This window comes from Polystyrenella longa (assembly GCF_007750395.1).
Taxonomy (GTDB): Bacteria; Planctomycetota; Planctomycetia; order Planctomycetales; family Planctomycetaceae; genus Polystyrenella; species Polystyrenella longa.
In genome coordinates this window covers 6,014,988-6,035,828 of record NZ_CP036281.1, presented here as the reverse complement: position 1 = coordinate 6,035,828, position 20,841 = coordinate 6,014,988, and the positions used below count along the sequence as shown (strand labels likewise).

19 protein-coding genes are annotated in these 20,841 nt (G+C 52.3%); 6 read left to right on the top strand and 13 right to left on the bottom strand.

Going from position 1 to position 20,841, the window contains the following annotated elements; translation table 11 throughout:
- Positions 1-3: 3 nt before the first annotated feature.
- The 3 genes from hslU to Pla110_RS22115 all read right to left on the bottom strand — a co-directional run bounded on the left by hslU (position 4) and on the right by Pla110_RS22115 (position 2,710).
- On the bottom strand, positions 4-1,341 hold the full coding sequence (gene hslU, locus Pla110_RS22125; protein WP_144999823.1) for an ATP-dependent protease ATPase subunit HslU: 1,338 nt from the start codon (positions 1,339-1,341) through the stop codon (positions 4-6).
- A complete protein-coding gene (gene hslV / locus Pla110_RS22120) occupies positions 1,338-1,907 on the bottom strand; it encodes an ATP-dependent protease subunit HslV (RefSeq protein WP_144999337.1) in 570 nt (189 codons plus the stop codon). Before hslV ends, hslU begins: the two co-directional genes overlap by 4 nt.
- Positions 1,908-2,239: 332 nt before the next feature.
- Positions 2,240-2,710 (bottom strand): CBS domain-containing protein, encoded by a 471-nt coding sequence (locus Pla110_RS22115; RefSeq protein WP_144999335.1) that lies wholly within the window; start codon positions 2,708-2,710, stop codon positions 2,240-2,242.
- A 453-nt stretch (positions 2,711-3,163) separates the two neighbouring features.
- Here Pla110_RS22115 and Pla110_RS22110 point away from each other — a divergent pair, with 453 nt between their 5' ends.
- A complete protein-coding gene (locus Pla110_RS22110) occupies positions 3,164-4,312 on the top strand; it encodes a hypothetical protein (RefSeq protein WP_144999334.1) in 1,149 nt (382 codons plus the stop codon).
- A 66-nt stretch (positions 4,313-4,378) separates the two neighbouring features.
- Here Pla110_RS22110 and Pla110_RS22105 read toward each other — a convergent pair whose 3' ends face one another.
- A complete protein-coding gene (locus Pla110_RS22105; protein ID WP_231742759.1) occupies positions 4,379-5,485 on the bottom strand; it encodes a YHYH protein in 1,107 nt (368 codons plus the stop codon).
- Between the two features lie 273 nt (positions 5,486-5,758).
- On the opposite strand from Pla110_RS22105, the gene Pla110_RS22100 reads away from it, so the two are divergent.
- The 5 genes from Pla110_RS22100 (at position 5,759) to Pla110_RS23025 (ending at position 10,194) form a co-directional block, all read left to right on the top strand.
- Positions 5,759-6,382, top strand: coding sequence for a riboflavin synthase (locus Pla110_RS22100; protein ID WP_144999332.1), 624 nt, complete (start codon positions 5,759-5,761; stop codon positions 6,380-6,382).
- Positions 6,379-7,299, top strand: a complete 921-nt coding sequence (gene rsmA / locus Pla110_RS22095) for a 16S rRNA (adenine(1518)-N(6)/adenine(1519)-N(6))-dimethyltransferase RsmA (RefSeq protein WP_144999330.1) — start codon at positions 6,379-6,381, stop codon at positions 7,297-7,299. The genes Pla110_RS22100 and rsmA overlap by 4 nt, the downstream gene beginning before the upstream one ends.
- Before the next feature lie 86 nt (positions 7,300-7,385).
- Positions 7,386-8,867, top strand: coding sequence for an IMP dehydrogenase (gene guaB / locus Pla110_RS22090; protein ID WP_144999328.1), 1,482 nt, complete (start codon positions 7,386-7,388; stop codon positions 8,865-8,867).
- Positions 8,800-9,825 (top strand): hypothetical protein, encoded by a 1,026-nt coding sequence (locus Pla110_RS22085; protein WP_144999326.1) that lies wholly within the window; start codon positions 8,800-8,802, stop codon positions 9,823-9,825. Before guaB ends, Pla110_RS22085 begins: the two co-directional genes overlap by 68 nt.
- Positions 9,826-10,062: 237 nt before the next feature.
- Positions 10,063-10,194 carry a hypothetical protein gene (locus Pla110_RS23025; RefSeq protein WP_261342303.1) on the top strand — a complete coding sequence of 44 codons (132 nt, stop codon included), beginning with the start codon at positions 10,063-10,065 and terminating at the stop codon, positions 10,192-10,194.
- Positions 10,195-10,226: 32 nt separating this feature from the next.
- Here the strand turns inward: Pla110_RS23025 and Pla110_RS22080 are convergent, their stop codons facing one another.
- The 9 genes from Pla110_RS22080 to Pla110_RS22040 form a co-directional block, all read right to left on the bottom strand.
- Positions 10,227-11,159, bottom strand: coding sequence for a hypothetical protein (locus tag Pla110_RS22080; RefSeq protein WP_144999324.1), 933 nt, complete (start codon positions 11,157-11,159; stop codon positions 10,227-10,229).
- Between the two features lie 285 nt (positions 11,160-11,444).
- The gene (locus Pla110_RS22075; protein WP_144999322.1) at positions 11,445-11,885 is read right to left on the bottom strand and encodes a GNAT family N-acetyltransferase; all 441 of its coding nucleotides are present in this window, start codon (positions 11,883-11,885) and stop codon (positions 11,445-11,447) included.
- Between the two features lie 79 nt (positions 11,886-11,964).
- Complete coding sequence (locus Pla110_RS22070) at positions 11,965-12,606, bottom strand: sugar transferase (protein ID WP_144999320.1); 642 nt, start codon at positions 12,604-12,606, stop codon at positions 11,965-11,967.
- A 43-nt stretch (positions 12,607-12,649) separates the two neighbouring features.
- Entirely contained in the window at positions 12,650-13,873 is a 1,224-nt protein-coding gene (locus Pla110_RS22065; RefSeq protein WP_197440391.1) for a glycosyltransferase family 4 protein, read from the bottom strand.
- Positions 13,874-13,955: 82 nt separating this feature from the next.
- Complete coding sequence (locus Pla110_RS22060; RefSeq protein WP_144999316.1) at positions 13,956-15,290, bottom strand: hypothetical protein; 1,335 nt, start codon at positions 15,288-15,290, stop codon at positions 13,956-13,958.
- 59 nt (positions 15,291-15,349) lie between these two features.
- Positions 15,350-16,570: a glycosyltransferase gene (locus Pla110_RS22055; protein WP_144999314.1), complete on the bottom strand. Its 1,221-nt coding sequence runs from the start codon at positions 16,568-16,570 to the stop codon at positions 15,350-15,352.
- Positions 16,560-17,909 (bottom strand): AMP-binding protein, encoded by a 1,350-nt coding sequence (locus Pla110_RS22050; protein ID WP_144999311.1) that lies wholly within the window; start codon positions 17,907-17,909, stop codon positions 16,560-16,562. The genes Pla110_RS22055 and Pla110_RS22050 overlap by 11 nt, the downstream gene beginning before the upstream one ends.
- An 11-nt stretch (positions 17,910-17,920) precedes the next feature.
- Positions 17,921-19,393 carry a lipopolysaccharide biosynthesis protein gene (locus Pla110_RS22045; protein WP_144999309.1) on the bottom strand — a complete coding sequence of 491 codons (1,473 nt, stop codon included), beginning with the start codon at positions 19,391-19,393 and terminating at the stop codon, positions 17,921-17,923.
- Positions 19,394-19,499: 106 nt separating this feature from the next.
- Positions 19,500-20,684, bottom strand: coding sequence for a hypothetical protein (locus Pla110_RS22040; RefSeq protein ID WP_144999307.1), 1,185 nt, complete (start codon positions 20,682-20,684; stop codon positions 19,500-19,502).
- Positions 20,685-20,841 lie beyond the last annotated feature (157 nt).

Here is a 20,841-nt window from a genome sequence, read left to right as displayed (position 1 = left end):
GGACTACAGAATATACCGGCTCATGTCTTCGTCCTGGGAGATTTCGCCCAGTTGTGACTGAACGTATTTGGCGTCGATGGTGACGGTCTTTTTCTTGAGGTCGGAAGCAGTGTAGTTCAGTTCTTCCAACAGACGTTCCATGATCGTATATAACCGGCGGGCGCCAATGTTCTGCGTATCCTGATTGACCTGGAACGCAATGTTGGCGATCTCCTGAATGCTGTCCGCCTTGTACTTGAGCTTGATTCCCTCGGTGGAGAGAAGCTGCTCGTATTGCTGTGTCAGCGAGTTATGTGGCTCCGTCAGGATGCGGACGAAGTCATCGCGAGTCAGGTCCTGTAATTCGACACGAATCGGGAATCGGCCCTGAAGTTCGGGCATCAGGTCCGACGGTTTCGTCGAGTGGAAAGCGCCGGCGGCGATGAAGAGAATGTGATCCGTTTTGATCATACCGTACCGCGTTTGGACAGTTGTCCCTTCGACGATCGGCAGAAGATCACGCTGCACTCCTGATCGACTTACATCAGCACTGCTGCGACCTTCCTGATTGCCAGCAACTTTGTCGAGTTCGTCCAGGAAGATCATTCCCTGGTCTTCGGCCAGGCGAAGAGCCTGTTCGTTCAAGGCGTCGCGGTCGATGAGCGTTTCGGCTTCCTGTTCCAGCAGAATCTTACGAGCATCCTGCACGGTGACCTGACGAGTCTTACTTTGCCGGGGCATAATCTTTTCGAACATCGATTGCAGGTCCATGTCCATCTGATCCATGCCGACATTCGACATCACCTGCACGGGGGCCTGCCGCTGTTCGACATTTAACTCGACCTGTTTATCTTCGAGTTCCCCATTGCGAAGCTTTTCGCGAAACTTCTGCCGGGTCCGCTCTTTGCGGGCGAGGGCCTTCTCGCGTTCCTCTTCATCGACGGGGTTCCATTCGACTTCAGGAACGAGCAAGTCAAGCAGTCTGTCTTCGACTCGTTCTTTCGCCGGTTCTTCGACTTCGATCCGTTTTTTGCGCAACAGCATAGTGATGGCTGCTTCAACCAGATCGCGCACCATGCTTTCGACGTCGCGACCGTAGTAACCGACTTCGGTATATTTGGTCGCTTCGACTTTGACGAACGGCGCACTGGTCAGGTCGGCCAACCGACGCGTGATTTCGGTTTTCCCGACACCGGTGGGGCCAATCATAATGATGTTCTTAGGAGTGATTTCTTTGCGCACTTCTTCGGGCAGTTGTTTCCAGCGCCAGCGATTGCGCAAGGCAATGGCGACAGCGCGTTTGGCGTCGTCCTGTCCGATGATATGTCGATCGAGTTCTTCGACGATCTCGCGTGGGGTCATTTCGCGCACGGGAGCTCCTCCACAATAATGTTGTCGTTCGTGTAAATGTCGATCTCTGAGGCAATCTTCAACGACTCTTTCACAATCTCCGGGGCGGACAGTTTCGAGTTTCGCAGCAGTGCCCGGGCGGCGGCCGTGGCGTAAGGACCACCGGAGCCAATCCCGATAATCGCATCGGCCGGTTGGACGACGTCCCCTTGGCCCGTGATCAGCAAGCTGTGTTGGCTGTTAATAACGACCATCATTGCTTCTAGACGCCGCAGCATCCGGTCGGTTCGCCAGTCTCGCGCCAGCTCGGTGGCTGCGCGAATAACGTTGGCAGGGTAATCTTTCATCTTGTTTTCGAATCGGTCAAGGAGGGTAAAGGCATCCGCCGTCGAGCCAGCAAAGCCGACGACAATTTCGCCCCCCATCATGGTACGAATCTTACGGGTATCCCCCTTCATGATCGTATTACCATACGTCACCTGGCCATCTCCTCCGATCGCAACTTTATCGCCACGACGGACTGTGAGAATGGTGGTGGATCGCCATTTCGGTTTTTCGGAACCGCCGAACTCAGACATATATACTTCTCCGGTCAAACATCTCCGGTTGGAATCGGACAGACAAAGGTCGCGACGGGCATTCCCATTAGATTGTAAGGACTTCCCCACGTCGCTCGGCTAACGGTATCAAGTGTGCCGAACCTTCTCAAGGTAGCGGGGAATGGGGGCGATACAAAAAAACAGGCCATTCAGCTAACGAGCTGAATGGCCTGAAAAATGGTAACGCAGGTCACCATTCACAAGGAAGGGGTAAACTCATGGAGAAAATGGATCGCGGACGGCGCTTTCGGAACGCCGTCCTCTACGATTCTTAATATGGGCTTGAATATGAGTTCTCGAACCTGGCAAACCTAAACAATGGGTTGCTGGTCTCGTTCGAGTAGCGAGCTGAGGTACAGCAGAGCACTCTCATGACCGGTCGTGGGCTTGATGACGGAGTGAATCGCCTTCAGTACGTCTCGTCGACTAATCTGTCCAACGAGTACACCGTCCCGCAGCACGGGCAGACGGCGGAAATGCGTGTCACGGAAGACATGGGCAATCGTAAACAAGTCAGCTTCTTCACTAATGGTCGCCGCATTACGATCTACGAAACCGTCGATCTGGCTCGTGGGAAGCTGATCGTAAGCTGCTTCAACGAGGATGCTCATGCAGCAACGTTCGGAGAAGATTCCTAAGTAGTTTTTTTGATGATCCACCACCGGAGCCCCGGAGATGCGATGTTTCAATAACAGATCAATGGCTTCAAAGATGTCCATCCCCGGTCGGAGTGTGACCAGCTTCGTCACCATAATATCGCGCGCGGTTAAATCTGATTTCATTGTTGGCACCTTCAGAGTTAAAGAAAGAAATGAAGAAGGTTATCGTTTCGGCGAGGAGGCTGAAGAGGTGAAGCCTGAGAAGGGAATGTTGCCGTACTACCCAGCATACCAGTCCTGACTTCACGCGATAAAGAACTTTCCGGGACGGTATTAACGCTTTTCCGGATAATACGAGTGACTGATCTCGTTAACTCTGGCTCTGCAAAGACTTAGGAAGGGTCCTGTTTGGTCGGATTTCAGGCCGGATAAACGTTAAAAAGGGTAGGGGTGGGGCTTTGGGACGTCTTTTTTACTGCAGCAGCAAGTCATGGGGACCTCCTGCAAATCATGACCTATTCTTGGAAAAGTGGAGTTCTCCCGGCTGTGCCCGGTTAATTTCTCCCCTTGGTTACTGATTAAAAACAGCAAATCTCGCCGCGCGAGCCGGCACCAGATACTGAACTTGTGGAGTAGATGATGGCCCCGATTTCCGAAGTCACCACCGAATATCTTGATCAGGACGAAGCCCGAGAATCGGATCGTTCCGCTACTGATGTGCTTCCTCCCAGTCGAAACGCGGAAGCCGCGGCGGTGACGGAAAAGTGCTGTCCCAAATGTAAATCCACCGAGGACTGGGGCATGACTTCGTGGTGCCCGACCTGTGGCTATTACCCTTCACTCGGAAACGAAGCAGAATCCGTTGCCAACATGGAAGGGATGCACGCCCGTTGGGACGAAGAAGAAACGACGATTCCCAAACTGCCGCTTTGGTCGTTCGTACTGGCCGCCGGTTTTCTGGCTGTTATCGCCGAGAGCTTGTTTGCTCGCCTGATGGTTTCCAATCAGATGGGCGAACGGATGATCTGGTCTTTGAGCCAACTGGCGATTGGCGTATTTGTTTTATTATGTAGTCAAGTCATTGCAGGCGTACTCGCCGCGTTCCGATCTTCGGATTTCACCCCGTTTGACATACTGCTCAAGCCGGTTGAAGTCTGGAAAGCAAACACCTACCGACTGCCAAAGGGGGCCTGGTTATTCTGCCTCCTGGGTTGGTCCATCACCTCTATCTTTGGTTCCATCGTCATCATCGGCAGCATTCCCTACAACGCCGTTTTCGAAGACTGGGGCGTTAAAGAACGAGCCAAACCGAATCTGCTCCAGGCAGTCGTCTCGCAGGCACGCCAGAAGAAGAAAGATGAAGGTCCCGAAAACCTGGAAGACGCGATGAATCAATTCGTCGGTGACGCCAACGCCGAAGACCTCGAAGCCGAAGCAGAGGCGACTGCCAATGCGAAACGACAAGAGATCGACTGCATTATTGTTGGTTATGTTAAGTTGAGTGATTCCTACATTGAGAAAATTCTGCTGTCCGCCCTAGTCGGGGGAGAACTCAAGTACGTCGGCTCTCTTAACTATTACGAACTTCCTGAGGAAACCCAGCGCGAACTGGGAGAGCGGATGATTCACTACCGCACCAAACGACCTCTTGTCAAAGTGGTTGATAAAGACGCCACCTGGCTTAAGCCAAACCTGATGTGCCGCATCAGTTACCTGAAGATGTCTGAGAACGGACGAATGTCGGAGATCAAATTCGAGGCCAGCCTCGCCGATCTGAAACCGTAAGAGCCGAGATGTAAGAGTCGAGATAGAGGGAACGAACCCCAGCCGAAGGCTCCCTTCTGTTACTATTTAAGGACGAGGGGGCCTGTCGTTTCGGAAGGGGGGTGGCGGTCGTCGATTGCCACGCGGTCCCGGACCACCTCCTGCCGGACCTCTACGTTTGAAGCTGAGATCAGGGCTCCCTTTGAAAGCACGCGGAATCCAGGGAAACCCTTCAGTCAGCACGTAGTAATACGATCCCTCTGGATACTCCGGGGTGACTCCTGTGCGACCATTGCATTCATCCAGGTCGCCTGCCTCCTCGATGTATTCATAATCTTCCGTGAACGAACCATCGTGACGTCCCTGTGGCCCAGTCGAACGGTTTCCTTCTTTGAGTCGATAGCTGGACTTCATTTCCTTTAACTCGCTTTGAGCATCGTCAGAGTCAGCATAAGCCCTCGGTGCGTAAATCGGAAACCCGTCTGCCGCATATCCGAGTAACAACATTTTCTCGGAGTTTCCCCCCAACGCGGCAACCAGTGCTGTGGGCAATCCATGGTAGTGATACGCTCCATTTGGTTGAACATGGGCATGGGACTCGTCGACGCCAAGATCGATTTGTCCCGCGAGCGCTTCATATCTCCAACCCGAGTCGGGGTCGTTCTGCCAATACTCGGCCGTTCCCGGATCGAATGGAATTCCATTTGTGGCGATTCCAAAAGGGGATCTTCCCAGATAAGTCAGTCGAGATGCAGTCTCTGGTTTGGCCGGGACCCGGTAAGCGTATCGCTGGGTGGTAATCGAATGCGGGTTCCGCCGATTCGGAAATTGTCCATGCTGATGATCGGGAAGTCCATTCGCTTCAATCAGTCGGAAGTCGCCCTCGATTTCGATATCGACTCGGCTCTTCAGTGGCTCTTCGGAACTTCCACCAGGGTGTGTCCCCTCGTGCCCCGAAGCCAGAACGGTGCCCAAAATCAGGATGAATGGAGTCACTACGAAAGAGCACAGAAACCGCCGTCTGACCATAATTCGGTGGAGTTGGTTTCGGCAGGAGAGAACTCGACACATGGCGACCTCATCGGAGCGAGAAGAAAACGGGGCACGTTCCGCATGGAATTCGGCTTGAAAACCGGCGATAACGGCGCAGATTGACGCGAATGTACTGAAGAAGGGGAATCTAGGACTACCCAAAACCGGTCGTACGTGGCACAATGTGTTTCTGGTGAGATGGCCTCTCCAGACGGTCGGCAGACTGGTTCCACGGAGTCCTGTGCTGCCCCGATAGTCCGATATTAATCGGTTGTCCAACGCTATCGCGAACTGCGACGATTTCCATTCCCTATTGGGATACGTTATCCGTCCTGCGTGTTCAACAGGCTTTATTGATTTCAGTCGTCAGTTCTCTGAAACAGACTGACCGATTGCCTCGGGCACGATTTCCTATCCACTCACCCTCTGGCTGATATGTTCACTGGACTCGTTGAAGGTCTTGGCACAATTCGGGAGTTAATTCCCGAAGAGTCTGCCGTGCGCCTCCGAGTTGAACTTCCCGCCGAGCTGGTCACCGGTATTCAACTGGGCGATAGCATTGCCATTAACGGTTGCTGTCTGACGGTCATCGAGGTGGATGAGAATCTGGTTGATTTTCAGGCCGGGTCGGAAACGTTGTCGAGGACAAACCTGGGAGTTCTGCAACCGGGACATCGAGTTAACCTCGAACGGGCATTAGCCGTCGGGGCTCGATTGGGTGGACATTTTGTGCAAGGCCATGTCGATGCTTGCGGCAAAGTCGCTGGTATTGAAGAAGAAGGCGAGTGGATCTTTATGAGATTCGCAGTCTCCGCCGAACTCGATAAACAGATGGTCTCGAAAGGGTCTATCACTGTAGATGGAATCAGCCTGACTCTGGTTGATGTTCGCCTGGGCGAATTCAGCGTCGCTCTGATTCCCCACACATTGGAAGTGACCACCCTTGGTCAGCGAAAAGTCGGCGACATGGTCAACATAGAGACCGACATCCTGGGCAAGTACATTCAAAAACTAACCGAGGGGGAACGCCCCCCTCTGGGAGAAACATTCAACGCATGACAAGTCCCGCTGAACGGCAAACCCGATCGTATCTGATGGAGTTGTTTGAACGCCGGGGCTTCAGTCCGCGCCATTTTCTGGGGCAGAACTTTTTGATCGACGTCAACCTGGTTGACTACGTCGTCGAAAAAGCAGACCTGACCCCGGAAGACCTGGTCCTCGAAGTTGGATCGGGAACAGGCGGTATGACGACCTTCCTCTCCGAAGAGGCAGGACATGTCATCTCCGTCGAGATCGACCCAAACATGTTTGAGTTGGCGAGTGAAGTGACGGCGACTCGCGATAATGTCACATTACTTAACACGGATGCTCTCAGAAACAAAAACAATTTCTCCAAGACCGTCACCGATGTAATCGATGCCAAACTTGCCGAGAACCCTGGATATCGCCTGAAGCTGGTCGCCAACCTCCCCTACTCGATTGCGACCCCTCTGATCTCGAATATGGTAGCGAGTGATTACGACTGGAAACGGATGGTCGTGACGATCCAGCTAGAGCTGGGGCTGCGTATGGAGGCAGGGCCGGGTAGCAGTAACTACGGGGCTCTTTCTGTCTGGCTGCAATCACAATGTAACGTGAAAGTCATCAAGAAGGTCAGCCCGAAAGTCTTCTGGCCTCGTCCGAAAGTCTTCTCGGCCATCGTCCGGCTTGAACCGGCACCAACCAAGGCGAAGAAGATTAAGAATCGACCGTTCTTTCAAGACTTTGTCCGTCGACTGTTCCACCAGCGTCGCAAGCTGATGCGTTCAGTTCTGGCCGGCATGTATCGTAAAGAATTGAATAAAAACGACGTCGATCTCATGATGGGGCAATTAGAACTCGATCCCAAAACCCGTGCCGAAGAATTGCCGGTCGAAGTTCTCGTTCAATTATGCAACCGGGTCTACGCCGCCGTCATGGCCACCCGGTCACTATAAACTGAAATCAGTAAACAAACCCGCAACTAAACTGTTCCCTCAACCCTCTTCAGACACCCTTAAACAGGAATAAGTGAGCCTACCCGATGCAAGACAGGATTTTGTTCGAAGGTCTGACATTCGACGATGTTCTTTTGCAACCTGCCTATAGTGAAGTGATGCCTTCCGAAGTCGATACCAGTTCTCGACTGACCCGGAACATCTCGCTTAATCTTCCGATCATCAGTAGCCCGATGGACACGGTGACCGAGAGCGAAATGGCGGTCGCCATGGCTCAGGAAGGGGGGATCGGCATTATTCACAAGAATATGACGCTTGAACAGCAGGCCCTGGAGGTCGACCGCGTTAAGCGGTCCGAGCATGGTGTGATCGTCGATCCCGTCACTTTGCCACCCGAAACCACGGTCGGCGAAGCAAGACGACTGATGGAAGAACGGAACATCGGCGGAGTGCCCGTTACGGTAGATGGGGTACTTAAGGGGATTTTGACTAGCCGCGACCTCCGTTTCATGGATTCTACCGAAACACCCATTTCTCAGGTCATGACCAAGGAAAATCTGGTCACCGGGGACGAAAATACCTCTCTTCAGCAAGCTCAACGCATACTTATCGAAAATAAGGTCGAGAAATTGCTTCTGGTTGACGAGAAATATCAATTGAAGGGTTTAATTACGATAAAGGATATCGACAAGAACCTCCGGTATCCCCTGGCCTCCAAAGACGCTCGCGGGCGATTAAGAGTCGGGGCGGCTGTCGGAGTGGGCGACTATGATCGAATCGAGGCTCTGATCGAAAAAGGAGTCGACGTGATCACTGTCGACAGTGCCCACGGTCATTCCAAAAACGTAATTGAAACTGTTCGCAACATCAAACAGCGGTATGAAATCGACGTAATTGCCGGCAATGTCGCCACTTACGAAGGGACTCGCGACTTGGTGGAAGCGGGAGTCGATGCCGTCAAAATCGGGATCGGGCCTGGCTCCATCTGTACCACGCGGATCATTTCGGGAGTAGGTGTGCCTCAGATTACAGCGGTTTCAGAGGCGGTTCGAGGTGTTGCCGGAACCGATATTCCTCTGATTGCCGATGGGGGAATTCGGTACAGCGGTGACATCTGTAAGGCGCTCGCCGCCGGTGCCCATGTCGTGATGTTGGGTGGCCTCTTAGCTGGTCTGGACGAAAGTCCGGGCGAAATGATCCTCTTCCAGGGACGTAGTTTTAAACGCTACCGGGGAATGGGATCGCTGGGAGCCATGGTGAAAGGAAGTAGTGACCGGTATCGACAGTCGTTAGCAGACGACAAAGATGGCCGTAAACTGGTTCCAGAAGGAGTCGAGGGACGAGTTGCCTATAAAGGGCCGCTCAACGGTTTGCTCTACCAGTTGGTCGGAGGACTCCGGGCCGGTATGGGCTACCTCGGCGTCAATACAATTAACGATCTTCGCACGAAAGCGAAGTTCATCAAAATATCGGCAGCGACGGTTAGGGAGAACCATCCTCATGATATTGTCATCACAAGAGAAGCACCCAACTACTCAGCGCAACACGGACCTTTCGAAGGCCAGTAAACGCGCCTCCGGTAAGCTGTTACTGTGCGGCCTGGTGATCGGTTGTTTCCTGGGTACTCACACACCCGATCTGGCCGCTGACGAGCAAACCTCTTCTCTGAAACAGTCCGAAGTGGACGGAATCGACGCGAGCCCGAACGATCCGATCGAACGGCTTCGTCAACGCTCCGCGCTGGATCGCTGGAAATCACTCAGCGATGGCTGGACCAACCGACGACAGAAATCAGTCGAAGATCAAACTTCTACTTCTGGCCCACGGATGCTTCCGCTGCAGACGGCTCCTCAATTGGAACCGGTTGAGACGGCTATCCAACCCGCTCCAGCTGCGTCTCCCACCAAACCGGTTGTGAAGATGGTGCCAAGCAAATCTTCCGACGTCTACTACCGCACCGCCAGCAAGTTGAACAAAGTCAAACAGAACGATCCGCTGGGCATTACTGAAGACGCCTACAAAATCAAGAAGGTGACCGAAATCGATCCCTTCTCCGATTACGAACCCGACCCCAACGTCGCGGCCAACGATCCCTGTCGTAACCTTTGCCCTCGTCCGGAAGATTGTGCCCAGGGAGAAAACGACGAATACAAAGTCTGTCCTGAAATTGAAGAGCTTACCGACGCCGAATATGTAAGTCGCCACATTCCTCCCGCACACTACGCCTGGGAAGCTCCCAACTTGTACTACAATCCGCTCTACTTCGAAGACGTCCAGCTGGAACGCTACGGTCACACCTACTGGGAACCGATCCAACCCTTCGTTTCTATCGGTAAGTTCAGCACCCAACTGGTGGGACTTCCCTACCAGATGGCAATCGATCCACCGCTCAAGAAAGTCTATCCGCTGGGTTATTACCGACCGGGTGAATGTGCTCCCAAGTTGCACTACCAGATCCCCTGGAACACCAAAGCCGCCGCCGTTCAGGCCGGAGCCACCGCCGGAGCAATTCTGCTCGTTCCGTAGAGGTGACGAGTCGTAATCAGACTAAAAGAGCCTTTGGGGAACTTACCCGTTCCCCAAAGGCTCTTTTTATTTATACCGCGATATCCACTTAGCGGTCGGGGTTACAGATCAATCTCAATGAGTTTGGAGGTCAATCGGTGGCTCACCAACCCTGCACCAGCGGCTTCTCAATACGGTTATTGTCGGCCTCTGAGAGGTGGTGTTAATATGCTTACCGAATAACGAGAGTATTAAAATATGAAAGTGAACTTCAAGCAGTTAGAAGTGGCCAGCGATCAGACCCACTGGTATGACGGGAAACCGTTTGACGTAATCGCTGTGTATCGACGTGAGGATGGCACACTTGAGTCAGAAGAGATGTTTGACTAAGGCGTACAACAGGCTACTTAAAAACCATACGATCAATACGCCTCGTCAATGTTGAAGGTGTCCTGTCCGTTCAGGCCGATGACTTTCCGATTCAGATCGAGTTGGACGACGGAACCGCTCTTGCGGTCCTGCAGGAAAACGGACCACTTGTCTCGGTTCAGCTCCTGGTAGATCGTCTGGCCTTGCGGATTACTCTCTATCCACAGTCCTTGAGCAGACTCATAAAAGATTGCTGTCGACGGGCCCACAGTGAAGGTGACCATCTTCACGTTTCTTCCCATAACCCGGCCTCGTCCTGGAGGTCCGTTCCAGAGTCGGCCTCCCTGACCGTTTTGTCCAGGAAGGGGTTGCGGCTTTCGTGTCAGATAATGTGATTCTGTACCGCGGAGAGGAGCGAGGATGATTCCCTGTGGCAATGGAGCGGGAGCATCCGTTACTACAAATGGCCCTTGGGTATTGTTACCGGGAGAAAGAGTCAACCGGTTGTTAGTGTAGACGAGCTGATCCCGCATCAATCGCACCGGCTGTCCATTCTGGGCGATCACCAGTTGAGATGTGATCGGATCAATTTCGTAGGTGTCGTAGTCGGTACCGCGGAACACATAAGCAATGTAAGTGTTATTTGCAGAAGTCTCGTACCACGCCCCTTGTAACGACTGCGGTAATCGCTCTTGTTGCAGAAGAGGTTGCAGCGGCGACATCGGTACAATAGGAGACAGCGGGGATAGAATGATTCCCGGATTACCGTAGGGGGGCGTTCCGTAGGGAGAGGGCGGTGGAGTCAGGTATTTGCTCTCGGGAGTATAAGTATACCCGCCCGGCCGCGTTCGGATTTCACCACCGAACTGGTCCTTCGTGATCGTCTCTACTTCGTTGCTTGCGGGAGGCGACGGACTATTCTGAGCGAACAGAGATCCACAGAGTAGACCGGGAATGACGGCAATATTGAACAGGAGCGTTTTCATAAGTCGAATCTTTCTGAAGATGTGAATCTCGACTGTAACTCGCTCCCGGCCTGATTACGAATAAATTCCCGTATGGAGCGGGTGGTATTCATCAACATCAAAAAGGAGACGCATCTAAACGGATGCGTCTCCTTTTTTGATTTCTATACTTGGCCGCCGGGGAAACGAGGACCAAATTGATGCTAAAACCAGTGTGAAGTTGCTGGAAGCCTGTTGTAGAAAGTCGATAGCCTCACTTCAGCGTTAAGCGAACTTAATGCATGAGATTCAGGTCCGATTCGGCAGTCATTTACTGGAACTGTATTTCAGCCGAAGAGCTATCTGGCCGGTTTCTGTGTGAACTTTTTCCTCGATCGGTTCGAATCCATAGGAATGATAAAAATTCCTACCGATTGAATTAGCTTCGAAGACTTCCACTTCGAGTTCATCTTGAAGTTCCAGGGCTTTCCCCACCAGTAATCGTCCTGCACCTGTACCATGAAACTCTGGCTCGACAAACAGAGCTCCGATTTCATTTCCCATCATCGAAATAAAACCAATCACTTTCCCCTGATATACAGCAACCCATGTCTGTGTATTGGGCAGATAGACGTTGGGAATGTCGTGTCGAACCTGATCCTGGAATTCTTTCGTTAAAAAAGGGTGAGCCAGATAAGCAGCGTTTTCCCAAGTGTTTAACAAATCTTCCAAATCAGATGTTTCGTATTCTCGAATCGTGTAATTCATTCGGTTTTCGTCCAGGATGATCGTGGTGACCCTCAGTCATTATCCAACAGCCATACTTAAAACGTGGCTTCTTGTCGTTCTAAGCAGCGCGGCGTTCGGCTTCCGCTCCCATAAATTCGCTTACGGTCGCTTCCCCAGCGGCGGAGATGGAATCGCGTCGCAGGACTTTCCAGACCGTCATCCACAGAATTTTCAGATCGAGTGCGAGCGATTGATTCTCGACGTACCAGACATCGAGTTCGAACTTCTCTTCCCAGCTAAGTGCATTCCGGCCATTCACCTGCGCCCAACCAGTAACACCTGGTGGGACTTCGTGTCGGCGGGCCTGACGTATCGTGTAGCGATCGAGGTATCGTTCCAGCAAGGGGCGTGGCCCCACGAGGCTCATCTCACCTTTGACAACGTTCCATAGCTCTGGTAATTCATCCAGACTGCTACTGCGGAGCAACTGTCCAAAGCGGGGCAAGCGATCTTTATCGGACAGCAGGTTCCCTTGGGCATCGCGGGCATCGGTCATCGAACGAAACTTCACCATCTGAAAAATATGGCCCCCCTTCCCCGGTCGGTGTTGTCGGAAAAATGCGGGGCTACCCAGTTGTGTGCGTACAAGCAACCAGAGCAAACCAGTCAAGGGTGCTAGCAGAATCAGCAACAGGCTCGCCGAAACGGCGTCAAACCCGCGTTTTCCACGTCGTTGATAAAAGGTGGGTCGAGTCGTCACGGGGATAACATCCTGTTTACTATTCGTGTTTGATCTGGCCTGATTACGCCGCAGCGGAAGTGACAGGTGGCTGTTCTGGTTTTCCAGTGATTACGGAATTCGCAGAGACGTTGTCCTGTAATTGAATCGATATTTTCCGGGCACCCATCATTTCGCGATACATTGCGTCTGTCGCCCGCCACATGTCGAAAGGTCGGAAATCACGCAGCACTCGTTCCCGTCCCGCTGCGCCATGCTCGCGTCGAAAAAGCGGACTCGAAAGATAAGCCGCCAGTCCATCCGAAAGGGCCGGACCATTGGCGACCTCCACGAGCAACCCAGTGACTTCGTTTTCAACCGCATCAATGCAACCCGGGATGTCCGTAGCGACGATTGGCAATTCCATTGCGGCCGCTTCGAGAGTCACGAACGGCAAACCTTCCCGGTAGGTCGGCAGACAAAGCACATCCATGGCGGCAAACAAAGGAGGCGTATTAAACTGTTTTCCGGTGAGGTGAATTCGTGATTCCTGTTCCAGTTTTTCCCGTAAACCTCCCGGCAACGGGTCGCCCTCTTCAAAGAATCCGACGATGAGATAATGCAACTGCGGATAGTCATCTTTTAACAACTGGAAAGCTTCGTAGAACTCGCTGATCCCTTTGTCACGCACCAAGCGTCCCACGAAACCAATTACGGTCGCTTCTTCAGGGATACTCCATTGCTGGCGAGTGGCTGATCTTGTCTGAGTCGGAAGACGATCAGGGTGAAAGAACCCTTCGGCATCAATTCCATGACTCCCACGTAGCAGGACCTGAATGCGTTGGGCGGACACGATCTGTTCCTCGATAGCGACTTGGCGCACAGAGCGACTGACGCACAGCACCCGATGAGCTAGCCGACAGGCGATCCATTCACAGGTCTTGAGTAGTTTTCGTTTGAATCCGAGGGCCGTTACAAATCGTAAACCGCGGATATGATAAACGCGAACAGGAACTCGCGTGACAAACGCTGCAATCATCGCCAGCATTCCCGCTTTGGGTGTATGCGAATGCACGACGTCCGGTTTGAGACGGAGGAATAACAGTATCAACTTGCACAATGAGACCAGATCACGAAAGGGGGCAATCTCGCGTGCCATCGTCAATGGTTGAATCTGAATTTGATCAGATTGACCAATCTCTTCCAGTAATGGTTCTGGAGAAGAAACGGCGTGAACTTCGTAACCCTGTTCTCGCATATGCGCCAGTTGCCCGCGCAGCACACGCAGTGCCCCTGGCACGGTGGTCACATGGACTAACACCGGCGAACGAGTTGAGCTCTTTGTATTGGAGGGAGATTTCATACGAGTCTATTTTCGTGGATGATATGTTTCAGGCGGAGCGACGATCACGAGCATTCTGTCGAGATGTTTCGACGTCGGCCACTTCCGAATCGGATTCACTTTTCTTCGCAGCAACTGAATGCAATTGAGCGACGGCGTTTCGCTTTTTCTCAGCTGCCTGCCGCTGCATCCAGTCTTCTTTCATAACGCGGGCAAAGGCGGGAATCGCTACCAGCCCTAGAATGGCGGGATAGACCATTAACCTTTGTCGCACCATCAACCCCATATTGTACATGAAGCTGAAATAAAAACTGAAACAGAATAGAGCTCCCAGCAGAGACATCGTTAGTGGGTGCATTAACACCATTTTTCGGTCGGGACAGCGAATCCACTGGTAGCAGAGAATGACGAATACAAACCAGGTTTCCACACCCGCGAACAGACTCGAAATGTTATGAACTTCATTCGGCCACGGACGGGTTAACAGTAGAATTCCTCCCGAGATAAATGGCGTGGGCACTCCATTACGAAAATTAATCGCCGAATTCCCGATGCTGGCCCGCAGTTCGTATTCTTCCTGGGCTGTTTCGAGCAACCCATTCTTGACGATCTTGTCAACCACCGCCGGAGCCACCATCTGGATCAGGTAAAACGTCACGACGACTCCCACCAGCGACACGACGATCATTCCGGGCTTCACATCTTTTTTAATCGTTCCTCCTGCCAACCCAACGATCCAGAGAACAGCCATCTGCGGTCGAAAAAAGGCGATCGTCCCCGCGCCCAATATTGTGAGAAACTGTATCTTCCGTTTTCGTTTCGACAGGTACATGTAAGTGAACCGGGTCGTCATACAGATACCCCACAGGGCAGCACCTTCTTTAATATTCCCCACTGTCCAGAACAGGGCAGAGGGGCAGAAGACACTTAAGGCAATCACCACGAAAGGGATTCGACTCGCGCGGAAATGCTGTGAATAGAGATCCACCATCGACAGCAGGCCCCAATAGGCCAGCGAGGCATGCACGGCGTAGGTAGCCGTTTGTGGCGCATCAGTAAGCCAGTAAAAGGCACCCAGGACCAACCGGTAACCTCGGTTCCCAATCCCCAGGATATGCGTCAGATTATCAAAGTCCTGGTGCGCCAGACATTCGGCCACGTGCCGCGCCCACATCTCGTGACTGATGGCATCGCGAGGGGGAAGTATCTGATCGATATAAAATCGCTTCAGAAACACCATCGCAATCCACAGGAACGCCGAGATGTGCAGCAGGAATCGCCACCGGTTCAGGCGATCATTCTTGCTGCAGTAGTACAATGTCAGTCCCTGCAACAGCAGGCCCAGACAGATGCACCAGGTGATATCGGCTGAATCGGTGGACATGGATACGATCCGTTAGCAGTCGTTTTAAAATACTGAAGGTGTTTGAAATCGGGTAAAGGTCAGGCAGACTTACGTTTTAATTTCTCTTCTGGCTCAACGGATTCCTCTAATGCAGGCAAACAGGAGTTCCATAATTCGGTGTAGCGATCCGTAATGCGGGACATGGTGAAGTTCTCGCGAATGCGTTTCCGCGCGGCGAGCCCCCTTCCCCAAAGCTCCGCTTCTGGGGCGGTTAATAACTGTCGCATCGCGAGGTGCAATGCGTCCAGGTCATCGACCGGCACGATCAAGCCCGTCTCACCCAGCATGAACTTTGCGTCTCCCGCGTCGGTGGCGACGCACGGAGTGCTACTCGCCATCGCTTCTCCCAACACGTTGGAAAAACCTTCGCCCGGTCCGGACGAAGAGACCATCAAGTCAAACGCGGCCTGTAATCGAGGAAGGTCCTGACGCGGTCCGAGGAGATGAAACCGGTGTGGGTAATCGGTTGCCTTAATCCATTCCATTAACTCGTCGTTTTCGCGACCGACGCCACGTCCCACCATCACAAAATGATATTGAGGACCTTCGCTGGCTAGTCGACCGGCGGCTTCAATGAATAGTTGATGCCGTTTCATCGAGTGAAACCGACCGACATGACCGATCAGTTTGACCGAATCGGGTAATTCCAATTCTTTGACTACGGAATGGCGGTCCTGATGACTGGGGCGGAACTTTTCGAGATCGAATCCATTAGGAATCATTTCAAATAATTCCGGCCGGTATCCCAGGTCTAAATGAGTTGATTTTCCTACTTGGGAATTCACAATGACGCGATGGGGCAAGTAATGGGAAAGCCGGGCGAGTAGCTTTCCCACGAGACGCGTACTCCGCTTGTCGCTCTCCTGGCTGAGATGACTGTGGCGAATATTCCAGACCACCGGTGTCCGGCGGTTGGCCAGTTTGGTTGCGACGCCTCCCAGCAAGTCCGAATGATACATCCAGGTTTGAACCAAATCTGGCTGTTCACTGCGAATCAGATTGCGCAGATGTTTGACTTCTTTCCAGCGGAATTTTCCCTGTTGCATGTGGCAACGTTGGACGGGAATTCCCAATCGCTCGATCTGATCGACCAAGGGGCCTCCGTCGAGCAAGGTGATGACGGAGAACTCAAACTCATTTCGCTTTTGTAGCGATTCCAGCAGTTTGCATAACATCATCTCCGCCCCACCGACATAGAGTGCGTTGATGATGTGGCAAATCTTTGGTTTACGAGGAGGAGCTTCGGTCTCACGCGGCATGCATCACCTCCGCATCGCGCGACTCTCGCACTACCTGGACCAGCTTGCCCTGTTTGGTTCGTTTAATTGACTCAACCCAGCGGATATTAAACGGCAGCGGATCGACAAATTTCCGAATCACCTGTTTGAGTTTCTCTTCCTTGTCGGCAGAGAGAGGAGTTCCGCTAAGACGAATCTCCAGTTCCTGTCCGTCGATAATCGCCACTTGAAACTGGCGCACGTTATCGTAGTCTTTGAAAAGGTGATTCCAGTACAAATTGTTGATCGTTTTACCGTTCGACAGATGAATAATCCCTGCCGAACGACCGTGTAACGACGAGAGCGAATGAATACCCGACTCGTCCTGACCTTCGGCGCTGCTCATGCCGAGGTCGCCAATATCAAACCGCAGAAACGGAGTTCCCCGATTAATGGTGTTTGTGCAGATCAGCCTCCCGGGAGTTCCCGGTGCTACGGGTTGACCTGCTTCATCGACGATTTCTAAAAACAAGTTAGGCCTAATCAACTTCATTGGTTCGCCGTGACCCGTCTGATACGCCATGGAGGAGAGTTCCCGTCCACCGTAGAAGTTCAGAATGGGCACTCCAAAGACACGCTGAAATAAACGGGATTGTTCAGGGTACAGCATCTCGCCCCCATTCCAGGCGGTAGCGACCTGTCCGATGTAGTTCTCACCTGCCGCCAGCATTTCGCGGGCGATGTACTCCAGCATGGTCGTGAAGCCGTACAGAGCGACGGGCGCATGACGACGGATTTGCTCCCGCACGCGTTGGACTGTCTTCTCGTCGAGGTGATAGCCATCAACGATATGCACATTTTGAACGAACGACGTGAACCGGCCTTTCATTGTTTGCGAATGTCCCACATCCCGTTCGGAACCCCAGATGCAGACGATAGGCATGCCCGGTCGCCAGCCAAACTGTTTACGACAGAAGATGCGTGCGGCGGCTTTATGTCTCATCATCGCTTCATCATGGAAGAAATGAACTGGCTCTCCTGTTGATCCACCGGTAGAGGCCGAGATTCCTTTCAGGCCGAATTGCTGCTGCATCTCTTTTGGATCGAACTGGGATTGCAAATCCTGTTTGGTGAGAATGGGCAACTGCGACCAGACTTCTCGCAGTTCCTGAGGGTTCTGGATGCGGGCAGCCTCTTTCCATTCCGGCAACGCGTCCGCTCTGTTTCCGAAATATTGCATCTGATCCCACAACCGCTGATTCATCTCGGTTCGCATTTCACCCGGCGTCAGCGCGGCAAAGCGGTCGAGTTCACGAACGTCGCGTTCCAGCTTTCGGAGTTGATACACGCCTTGGGCGGTCGTTTTTCGGAGGATTTTCATATTGGATTCAATTACCTTTTCACAGGGGAGACAGGCCCCAGATCTGATTCGTGGGTCGTTAATCCTGACGAACCGGCCATTCGTGTTTTTAACATCGCCATTAATCGATGCAGGTCGTTCGTGAGCGATTTAGCGGCTTGAATGAGTCCTCGCACAAATTGAACGTCCTGAGGGTTTTCCGCGATTGCTCGTAGCTCTACCCGTGTTTGCCAGGCGAACATCAACGCCCGGATGACAGTCGTCAGATACACAGCCACGGCGACGCCGGTGATATTCCACAGGGCACCCATTACTGGGACGAGTACGACGACCAGCATGAGTACGATGAATTGAAATCGGAGGACGAGAGAGAACCGGCGTGTGGCGGTTAATCCATTTCCAAAGAAACGGAAACCGTACTTGAAGGGAGCCAGCCCCATCAGAATGAACAGCAGAGGAGAGTGTACAGCGACTTCCGGCCCGAAGAAGGTCGACAGGAACCATTCGCCACATAAGAGCGTGCCGATGATTAAGCCAATGCCCAGGCCTGTTCCCAGCAAAACCGCTTTCAGCATGACTTGTTGAAAGCCTTTCACATTCCCGTCAGCATAATTTTGTGCTAACCGAGGAGTGACGGCCTGTCCCATTGCGTTAATGACGGGTAACCCGGCAAAGCTGAGCGTCATTAACAGGGCAAAGATTCCCAGTTCTCGCGTTCCGAATTGCCATTCAATAAAAATGTTCGGCAGGCTTTCAGTGGTCGAGAGTAGTAATGCCCCCATCCCGAGCGGCAATCCACCGAGAGCGATTTTCCAGATCGTAAACCGACGCCAGCGCGGTCTCAGTTCGGACCAGACTGTTTTTAGTCCGGTCTTGTTCGTGTCATGCTGGTGATCTTCACGGAACAACAAGTAAACATGTCGAAAATCGAAGAAAACAAACAGCAAAAACCAGCTCGCGGCGACAAGGCCGAGTGCTAATACCAAGCTGCCGGTCAGGGCGATGGTTGTCCCAATCAGAAATAAAGACAGAATGCCTTTCAGACAGAGCGAGCGGGAGACATAGTCGAGCCGTTCGTGCTGTTGAAATGCTCCGTAACAAAGCTCACTGGCCGTCTCGATCATTTTGGCGAAACCCATCGCCAGAATGATGTAGACTGTCTCTCGTGAATATTGACCGGAAGAGCAGATCGCTAACAGGATCAAAAAAGCCAGCGGGCTCATCAGTGATCGCACACCGGCATAATCGGAGAAATGAAATTCCCGATGCGAATCGGTCGTTTGTAATGTTCGCAACTGCAGGTTGGTCAGAAGAAAGATCGGCACGCACAAGGAAAGGGCGAGTGAATAGGCCCCGACCATTTCCAGACTGCCTACCGCTTGGATGACGAACAGAATGCCCACCTGGCACAACGCGTACAGAAAATTGCCGGCTAACGCCCACGAAAAATTTTTCCGTAGCGAAAGTCGGCGAACTCCTGCTGTTGGTTCGTGGACTTGCGTCATCTGATTAAAAGACCATTCTGATCGTCACCGCAAGATCTGGAAATAAATTTCCAGTATCCGGCTGTCCGACGATCAACAGAATGGCTCCCCCCTTTTGTGATGCGGACTATTTGATTTTGGGAATCGCTGAAAGTTGCGGTTCCGGGTCGAACATCCAGCTTTTCTGAGGCGCTTGTCCTGGAGCTGGCTGTTTGGGAATGGAGAACATTTCAGCAAACATGGATGCCGAACTTCCTCCCGATGTCTGCCGGACCTTCGCGCCCATCAGTTGTTTCATTTCTTCGATTCGCGGGTCTTCCGCATTATCAAATGAGCCGATGGTCACATAAGATTTGTAACGAGTGTGCAGAACATACGCTTCGTAGTTCTGGTCATATCCATAGTTACTGGCAGTACGCATAGCTTTACAGAATTCCCAGGCTTTGAAGGCAGAGTCGTCTAGTGAAGTCCCCAGTTCCTGGGAGTTGTTGTTCTTCTTGAAAAGCCCACCCGTGTTCAACGCTTGCGTTTTGGAGTTTCCGTAGAAGGTAGCCACGATCAACGTGTATTTGGCAGGATTATCCAACAGTGAAAATTCGCCACCGCTGTTAAGATCGAGCAGGTAGCGATTCCGTTTGGATTCGTTCATGTCTTCTGCGGAACGTAATGGGTTGATCGTCAGAAATGCCCCACTCAGTGGTTTGGGATTTCCGGGAGTACTGGCGAAGACAGCACCATTTTTCAGTTTCTGGAAGACGCCGTATTGACGTGGATCGTTGCTGTTTCCATTGGGACTGAGTGGTGCCGAAACTTCCAGTTGAGTCTCCTGGTCCAGAAACTTGGGGACGAATTCTTTGACTTTATCAAGTGTTTTTTCCGCTTGCGCGTTATCTTTTTCGCTCGCCATAATGTCGAAGTTGCCCGCCAGCACGCAGATGCTGCCCTCGCCAACCATATGTACTAACTGGTTCGATGGCCCCAGTTCGTCTCGCTTGTTGCGAACGACTTTGAATTTCTCGGAGGCTTCGTGCGGCTCGAACGTATAGGCCGGCAAACCGTGGGAACGGAGTTCGTAAACCAACTCGTTCGCAGCCTCCTGAGGACTCAGCCCCTCCTTGGAACGACGTTCTGGTGGAGGAGGCGAGAAAACGGCGACCATGATCATCCATGGGCCATGTTTCTCGGTCAGGTGGTAATGAAAGCCTTTGCGGGCATCGATACCTGCGGCTTGCGCCTCAACATTCCAAACCCCGCAATTGAAGGTCAGGAGGAGCGTTAATAGACAGGTAATCAGGCGATAATTGATTCGCACGACAGACTCCATTCTGGCTGACGAATAATCTGATAGAACGCCAGACTGGTCTCTCGTACCGCGAAAAACATCCATATCTTCGCGGAGATGCACGTGAGAAAAACCAGTTCAACCGGATTGGCTTAACTTCCACTTCTGCAATGACTTACAGTTAAAG